Source organism: Aeromicrobium sp. Leaf272, from assembly GCF_001422865.1.
Classification (GTDB): Bacteria; Actinomycetota; Actinomycetes; order Propionibacteriales; family Nocardioidaceae; genus Aeromicrobium.
Window position 1 is genome coordinate 15,045 of the sequence record NZ_LMMY01000001.1, and the last position, 7,199, is coordinate 22,243.

Annotated in this window: 10 protein-coding genes; 2 read left to right on the plus strand and 8 right to left on the minus strand. The window is 70.5% G+C overall.

The features are described from left to right. A partial coding sequence (locus ASF38_RS17730) for a hypothetical protein (RefSeq protein ID WP_162237264.1) occupies positions 1 to 226 on the minus strand: 226 nt, incomplete at its 3' end. Positions 227 to 698: 472 nt separating this feature from the next. On the opposite strand from ASF38_RS17730, the gene ASF38_RS00090 reads away from it, so the two are divergent. Both ASF38_RS00090 and ASF38_RS00095 read left to right on the plus strand, forming a co-directional pair. Further along, entirely contained in the window at positions 699 to 896 is a 198-nt protein-coding gene (locus tag ASF38_RS00090) for a hypothetical protein (RefSeq protein WP_235497326.1), read from the plus strand. Next, positions 893 to 1,108, plus strand: coding sequence for a hypothetical protein (locus ASF38_RS00095; protein WP_056572803.1), 216 nt, complete (start codon positions 893 to 895; stop codon positions 1,106 to 1,108). The genes ASF38_RS00090 and ASF38_RS00095 overlap by 4 nt, the downstream gene beginning before the upstream one ends. Positions 1,109 to 1,130: 22 nt before the next feature. Here ASF38_RS00095 and ASF38_RS00100 read toward each other — a convergent pair whose 3' ends face one another. The 7 genes from ASF38_RS00100 to ASF38_RS00135 form a co-directional block, all read right to left on the minus strand. Next, complete coding sequence (locus tag ASF38_RS00100) at positions 1,131 to 1,712, minus strand: hypothetical protein (protein ID WP_056572806.1); 582 nt, start codon at positions 1,710 to 1,712, stop codon at positions 1,131 to 1,133. A 159-nt stretch (positions 1,713 to 1,871) separates the two neighbouring features. Beyond that, entirely contained in the window at positions 1,872 to 2,636 is a 765-nt protein-coding gene (locus tag ASF38_RS18525; protein ID WP_369815140.1) for a DUF3152 domain-containing protein, read from the minus strand. After that, a complete protein-coding gene (locus tag ASF38_RS00110; RefSeq protein ID WP_156366723.1) occupies positions 2,618 to 3,460 on the minus strand; it encodes an exo-alpha-sialidase in 843 nt (280 codons plus the stop codon). The genes ASF38_RS18525 and ASF38_RS00110 overlap by 19 nt, the downstream gene beginning before the upstream one ends. Before the next feature lie 35 nt (positions 3,461 to 3,495). Next, complete coding sequence (locus ASF38_RS00115; protein ID WP_235497328.1) at positions 3,496 to 4,035, minus strand: DUF305 domain-containing protein; 540 nt, start codon at positions 4,033 to 4,035, stop codon at positions 3,496 to 3,498. A gap of 625 nt (positions 4,036 to 4,660) precedes the next feature. Then, positions 4,661 to 4,942: a heavy-metal-associated domain-containing protein gene (locus ASF38_RS19490; protein WP_056572822.1), complete on the minus strand. Its 282-nt coding sequence runs from the start codon at positions 4,940 to 4,942 to the stop codon at positions 4,661 to 4,663. A 65-nt stretch (positions 4,943 to 5,007) separates the two neighbouring features. Continuing rightward, the gene (locus ASF38_RS00130) at positions 5,008 to 5,352 is read right to left on the minus strand and encodes a metal-sensitive transcriptional regulator (protein ID WP_056572824.1); all 345 of its coding nucleotides are present in this window, start codon (positions 5,350 to 5,352) and stop codon (positions 5,008 to 5,010) included. Further along, positions 5,349 to 7,199: heavy metal translocating P-type ATPase (locus ASF38_RS00135; RefSeq protein WP_235497329.1), on the minus strand; the 1,851-nt coding region annotated here is incomplete at its 5' end. The genes ASF38_RS00130 and ASF38_RS00135, both read right to left, overlap by 4 nt.

Below are 7,199 nucleotides of genomic sequence, written 5' to 3' on the forward strand. Positions count from 1 at the left end.
GACGGACGCCGGTCTCGCCGATGTCGTCGAACTCGAACAAGTAGCGACTCCTCGCGACGTCTCCGGGTGCTTGTAGGTCGTGCGTGTACACAGGTGCCCATCGATCCCACACGGGGTGGTCGTCGAGGGCCCGTTCCGGGTCGCGTCGACTTTGGACCTCGACGTGTTCGAAGCCGTACGCCTGCCAACCGGCGACGGTGAGGAGCTGGCGGATCGCGTCGTGCACGTCCAGGTGCTCGGCCCAGCGTCGAGGTCGGAGGACGTCGGTGGAGACTCGAACTCCATCAGCGATGGTGCTGACGCCGGCCTGAGTTCGGCAGCAAGGTGTGGTGGATGGGTAAAAGTCCCCGCGAGCTTCGCGCGGTTCACCCAACTCTTCGCGCGGTCCATCCAACTGCGATCACCCGCCGCGCTCTTGACCTTGGTCAGGGCGCGGCGTTGTCGACTCAGCGTGGCGGGTGTTGCTGGTGGGACCAAGCATCTGGGGATGCCGGCGTGTCGAACAACCGGGGCTCGAAGCTGCGGGCCCTCGGTGCGTGCGTTGCCTCGGGTGGCACAGTGGAAGCAGACGCGACCCGTTCAGGAGGAACCGACCCGTGCGTGTTGAACTGCTCTACTTCGATGGCTGCCCAAACTGGACCGTCGCTGAGGAACGGCTCCACGAGGCGCTGCGGTCAGTGGGCCGCGATGACGTCCACGTGGCCAAGGTGCGCGTCGGTAGCCCGGAGGAGGCGGAGGAGCTCGGGTTCATCGGCTCGCCGACCATCCGTGTCGCCGGCGTGGACCCGTTCGCGTCCGGTGGCGAGCAGGTGGGGCTGGCGTGCCGGGTCTACGCGACCCCGGACGGGCTCAGGGGCTCCCCGACCACGGCCCAGCTGGTGGAGGTGCTGGCGTGAAGCGGCTGCTGCTCGTTCTCGGCGGCGCCTACCTGCTGGCCGCCGTCGGGAGCCGGGTGGCCGAGCAGCTCGGGGCGACCGCCTGCGGCTGCGACGATGACTGCTGGTGCCGACGACCTGGCCTCAGCGTCTTCCGCTGGGTCTTCCCGCGTGGCCACCGCAGCGCACACACCGCGGAGCAGAAGGCCGTCCTGGTGCGCGACCGGCCCTGACTTGGCCTGACCTGGCCCTGGCCTACCCGGGGGGGCCGAACCGGCGGCCGCGGACCCGTCGCGGGTCCGCGGGGTGGTGGCGGCGCACCGGGATGGGGTTTCCGTCCTCGTCGAGCTCGCTGGACAGTCGTCCGCGCAGCCGGGTGAGGCGGCCGGCGAGCTGGCCGCGCTTGGCGCGCAGCTCGGGCCACCCGTCCGCGGTGTTCTGCGCCCACCGGCCCAGTGCCTCGTCGCAGACCTTGATGGCTCGTTCGAGTGTTTCCTCGCCGCCGGTGCGGGCCAGGATGGTGGCGTAGGCGGCCACGAGCCGGGGCTGGCGGCCGTCGGCGACGTGGACGTACCGGGCGAGGTTCTGAGCGGACGTGTCCTGGCCGGCGTCGCGGTACTCCTCGTACACGCGCCATGCGGTGGCTTCCGCGAGCCGCATCCGACCCTCGCGGGCCCAGGTGGTGAACACGCCACGGCCGATGTCCTCGCCGATGATGCGCAGGAACGTCCTCCGGCTGCCGGCGGTGGCCTTCCCGCGGGCGGCGACCGCGAGGTGGTCGTACCAGGCGTCGAGGGGGCAGGGTCGGTAGGCGCGGCAGTCGGGGCACGCCACCACGCCCGGTCACGATCGGGGGTCCTGTCCGTCGAGCCTCGGCTCGTGTCCATCGCAGGGGATAAGAGTGGGCCACGACAAGGCTAGGCGCCGCCCCCTGGTTCCACACGACGACTGTCCGGCGCACGAGAGCGTGGACCGTGCACGCGGCGCAGGCGGAGATCAAGGCCAGGGGTTCGGCTCGCACCCCTGGAGACCGAGCGTCTGCTGCAGCATGACGGGCGCGGGACGACCGGGTGCCGGACAGGACTCGTGTCCGAATCCCAAGGCGTGTCCGACCTCGTGGTTGATGACGTAGTCGCGGTACTCGGCGAGGTCGTCGTAGTGGGGAACACCACTGGTCCATCGAAGGGCGTTGATGACGACGTCGTTGCCGTTGCGGCACGACACCTCCCCCCGGGTCTGCAGAGGCGCGCAGAGGAGATCCGTGGTCGCCGGACTCGCCAAGACCACCCGCAATGGCGCATCGCCGGTGCGCCGGAACGAGAAGGCCCCTCCCGCGGTCCACCCTCGTGGCTCCGAGAGCGTCGCGTCGACAGCGCTGGCGAAGACGTTCTCGTCGATGCCGAGCCCTCCCTCGACCTCGACGCGATAGTCCACCAGACGACCGCCCTGCCCCACGCGCTCCGTCTCCCCCGAAGCCGAGGCGAAGGTCCCCGTCCCAGCCGTGGGAACTGCGGTGGGCTCCGCGGCCTGCGGGCGGGCGGAGGTCGCAACACGAGGGCGTCGGTCGTCGGCGCCGCTGGCCTCTGGCGGGTCTGTGCTCACGGCCGTGGCGTCGGGCCTGGGTGCGTCATCGGCCGGCCACACCGATGCCAGGGCGAGGGCACAGGCGAAGGTCAGGAGGGCCGTTGCAGCCCACCGCGCACCTCGGCCGCGGGCAGGGTCACGATGACGCCCTCGGCGACTCACGAGATCCTCTCCCACGACACCCCCTGGTCGTCGCTGGCGTGGATGCCGGTGGAGGTCGCCGCGTACCAGCGGTCCTCGCCAGTCTCCAGCGCTGCTGGCATGCCGTCGAGGCGGCCACGCGTCGTCCAGGTTCGAGCGTCACCATCGGTCGAGGTCCACACCTGTCCGTCGGGTCCGACACCGACGTAGCCGAGCGCGGCTCGGTCGACGTTCACCAGTCCCGGCGCCTCGGAGAGGCTTTGGCTGCCATCCGCGTCCAGGCGCGTGAGAACCCCGTCGACGCCGGCAACCAGGATCGTCTCGCTGTCGAGGAGCAGCACGTCGAGGGCATCCATCTCCGCCAGCGTGTCGAAGGTCTGCCCGCCGTCGGCGGAGATCAGGATCCTGCCGCCGACGGAGTCGTGGGCGGCGATGGTGTCACCGTCGACGTCAAGGCTGTGCAGGTCAGCCTCTCCGCCCAGGCTGACCTGTTCCCACGTCGCACCGGCATCGGTGCTCTGGACCAGGCCCATCGGTTCGGGTAGCGATCCGCCTACGGGGTGCCCGCTGGCGACGAAGCGGTCCTCCCCGACCACGCCGAAGCCCATCAGGTCATGGGTGTTCTCGCCGACACGGCGGAGCTCACGACCTTCGAGGACGAACAGTCCGTTGTGCGTAGCGACGTGAAGGCGGTCGTCGCCGGGATTGAGGCCGAGGCCATGGACGTGGCCGAGCACCGCCGCTGGGGCGTCGTCGGCTTGGGGCTCGGCGCAGGCGCCGAGCAGCAGGATGAGGAGCGCAGCGGTCAGGATGCTGCGTCCGGAGGGAGTCGAGGTGCGCATGACGGTCGCCCGATCCACCCCCGGCCGCTCCCGCAGCCGGGGGCGGTGGTCGGTCAGGATCCGAGCAGCTCGCGCATGGTCGCGATCTCGGCCGTCTGGTCTGCCTCGATCGTCTCGGCGAGGGCGACGGCGTCTGGGTTCTCGCCGTTCTCCTGCTCTGCTGCGGCCATGTCGATGGCACCTTCGTGGTGCTCGATCATCATGGTCAGGAACAGCCGGTCGAAGTCGGGACCCTGGGCATTCTCGAGCTCTGCCATCTCGTCCTCGGACATCATGCCCGGCATCGAGTCCATGTCGGACATGGAGCCCATGCCTTCGGGCGCCTCCTCACCCCACGACTCCAGCCAGCTCGTCATGGTCGCGATCTCGGGCTCCTGCGCTGCCGAGATCTGCTCAGCCAGGTCGAGGACCTCGGAGCTCTCCGCCCGAGAGGGCGCCAGAGCCGCCATCTCGGTGGCCTGTTGGTGGTGAGGGATCATCTCCTGGGCGAAGGTGACGTCAGCGTCGTTGTGGTCAGCCGACGAGCTATCGCCGTCGTCGTTCGAGCAAGCGGCCAGGACGGCCGCGGCAGCAATGAGGGTCACTGCAAGCATGCGTGTGCGCATAGGGGTTCTCCTGAGGATGTGTGCTGATGGATGGAGGCGTGCCCGCGTCGCGGGGTAGCCCTCCTCAGCAGCGGAGAACAGCAGTGCGTTGCAGTGGTGTCAGCAGGTCATGTGGTGGCCGCGCTGATCCGATCCGGAGGCGTGTGGCGCGGGCGCGTTGCCAGAGGACGCGCCACGAACGTCCCCGCCTGCCGCGCAGGAGTCCGGCGACGGAGAGCAGCAGCGCCAAGCAGGCCGCGAGCAGCGGGCCACAGTCCTGGGCCATCGACGCAAGCCCATTGCCCTCCGAGTCGTGGACGGCGCCCGGGTCGTGGTGACCCGCACCGACGTCGGAGTCGCCGACGATCGGCGCGCTGGCGGTGGCAGCGTGAGCAGCCGCCGACGTCGGTGCAGTGTGGGAAGTGACCATCAGGCTGTGCATGGCGACGATGCCCACGATGAAAGCAGACGCCAGCGTCGCCAGCATCAGTCGGGACCCCACTGACGACGGCCGGTGTGGACGGCGCGCACTCATGCTCAAGAGCCTACCGGGGTCACCCGGCAGCAGCGGCCGACGACTCTAGTTCTGCCCCCCGGTCGTGACGCTCTCGAAGGTGTTCGCGATGCACTTCCCTCATGCGAGCTGGTAGCCGGCCTCATGCACGGCCGCCTCCAGGGCACCCGCAGGCACGGGCTCATCGGAGTGGACGGTGACGGCGCCGGTCGCCAGATCGACGTCGACCTCCCGCACCCCGTCGAGCTTCTGGAGCTCCTCGCTCACCGAGCTCACGCAGTGGCCACAGGTCATGCCGCTCACGATGAGCCCACGGCGATGGCCCGCGCGGGTGGTCCCGGCGCTGGCCTCGGTGGCGTTGGTGGTGGTGTCGGTGGTGGAGCAGCTGCAGGCAGTGCACATGGGGTGTTCCTTTCGATGGCGCGCGACGGGTGCCGCGACGGGTCGGGGGCCGGGTCGGGTGGTGGTCAGGACTTCACCAGGCGGGCGATCGCGTCGGAGGCCTCGCGGATGCGGACATCTGCCTCGGGTCCTCCGCGCCGGGCGGCGTCGACCACGCAGTGGCTCAGGTGCTCCTCGAGCAGCCCCAGCGCGACGGCGTGGAGTGCCTTGGTCGCCGCGGAGACCTGCGTCAGGATGTCGATGCAGTAGGTCTCCTCCTCCACCATTCGAGAGATGCCTTGGACCTGGCCCTCGATGCGGCGCAGTCGCCGCCGGTAGCCGTCCTTGCTGGAGAGGTAGCCGGGATCCGGATACTCGGGAGGTGCGCTGACGGCGTCGGTGGTCGGGCCGGTCGGGTCGGCGGTGTTCATGAGTTCTCCCTGGAGGGCTCTGGTGCGGTGGAGGCGTCCGGGGTGCCGTCGAGTGGGGCGGCGGCGTCCGGGGAGAGGTCGAGGCGCCGCAGCAGCTGGGCGTTGAGGGCGACGACGATCGTGGAGACCGACATCAGCACCGCGCCCACGGACATCGGCAGCACGAACCCGATCGGGGCGAGCACGCCGGCGGCGAGCGGCACGGCGGCGAGGTTGTAGCCCGCGCCCCAGGCAAGGTTCTGCACGCTCTTGCGGAAGGTCGCCCGCGAGAGGTCGATCACCGAGAGCACCGAGCGGGGGTCGTCGGAGGCCAGGATGATGCCGGCCGAGGCGATGGCGACGTCGGTGCCGGCGCCGATGGCGATGCCGACGTCGGCCTGCGCGAGAGCGGGGGCGTCGTTGACGCCGTCGCCGACCATGGCGACCTTGCGTCCCTCGGCCTGCAGCTCGGCGACCTTGGCGGACTTGTCCTCGGGACGGACCCCGGCGTAGACGCGGTCGATGCCGAGCTCGGCACCTACGGCATTGGCCACCGCCTCGGCGTCGCCGGTGATCATGACGACCTCGACGCCACGCTCGTGCAGCGCGCGCACCGCGGCGCGAGACTCCTCGCGCACCGCGTCGGCCAGCCGCAGCGCACCGACGACGGCCCCGTCGCGGACGACGTGCAAGATGATCGCGCCCTCGTCACGCCACGCGTCTGCAACCTCGAGCTCGGCGCCAGCGACGTCCTCGAGCAGAGCGGGACCACCGACGCGGACCGTGTGCCCGTCGACCGTGGCCGAGACGCCGACCGCAGGAGCGGAGACGAAGTCGCGCACTGCCGGCACGCGGAGGCCCCGATCGGATGCGGCGCGGACGATCGCTCTGGCGAGCGGGTGCTCGGAGTCGGCCTCGGCAGCGGCGGCCAACGTCAGCAGCCCGTCCTCGTCCAGAGAGGCGTGGTCAGCGGGTGCGACGGCGGTGACGGTCGGCTCTCCCTTGGTCAGGGTGCCGGTCTTGTCGAAGAGGACCGTGTCCACGGTGCGCATCGACTCCATCGCGAGCCGGTCCTTGACCAGCACCCCGCCACGCGCGGCACGCTCGGTGGAGATGGAGATCACTAGCGGGATCGCCAGACCGAGGGCGTGAGGGCAGGCGATGACCAGCACCGTGATGGTGCGCACGACACCGTTGTCGGGCTGACCCAGCAGGGCCCACACGGCGAAGGTGAGGGCGGCGGAGCCGAGGGCGTACCAGAACAGCCACCCGGCAGCGGTGTCCGCGAGCCGCTGCGCTCGAGAGCCCGAGGCTTGCGCGGCGGCGACCAGCTTCCCGATACCGGCCAGTGTCGTCTCATCGCCCGTAGCGGTGACCTCGACCCGCAATCCGGAGTCGGTGGCGACGGTGCCGGCGACCACGGCGTCACCTAGGCCGCGTCGGACGGCGACGGACTCGCCGGTGATCATCGCTTCGTCCATCGAGGCCGACCCCTCGACCACGCGACCGTCTGCCGGGACGCTGCCACCGGGCCGGACCACGACGACGTCCCCCACCTGCAGGCTGGAGGGGGCAACGACCACCACCTGGTCGCCCTCGACCCGCTCGGCTTCGTCCGGCAGCAGCGCGGCCAGTGAGTCCAGGGCCGATGTGGTGCGGGCCAGAGACCGCATCTCGATCCAGTGACCCAGCAGCATGATCACGACCAGAAGCGCCAGCTCCCACCAGAAGTCCAGGCCGTGAGCGAGCAGGCCGAGGGTGGAGCCCCACGACGCCACGAAGGCGACCGTCAGTGCCAACGCGATCAGCAGCATCATCCCCGGCTGCCGGGAGCGGACCTCTGAAGAGGCACCGGTCAGGAATGGCCG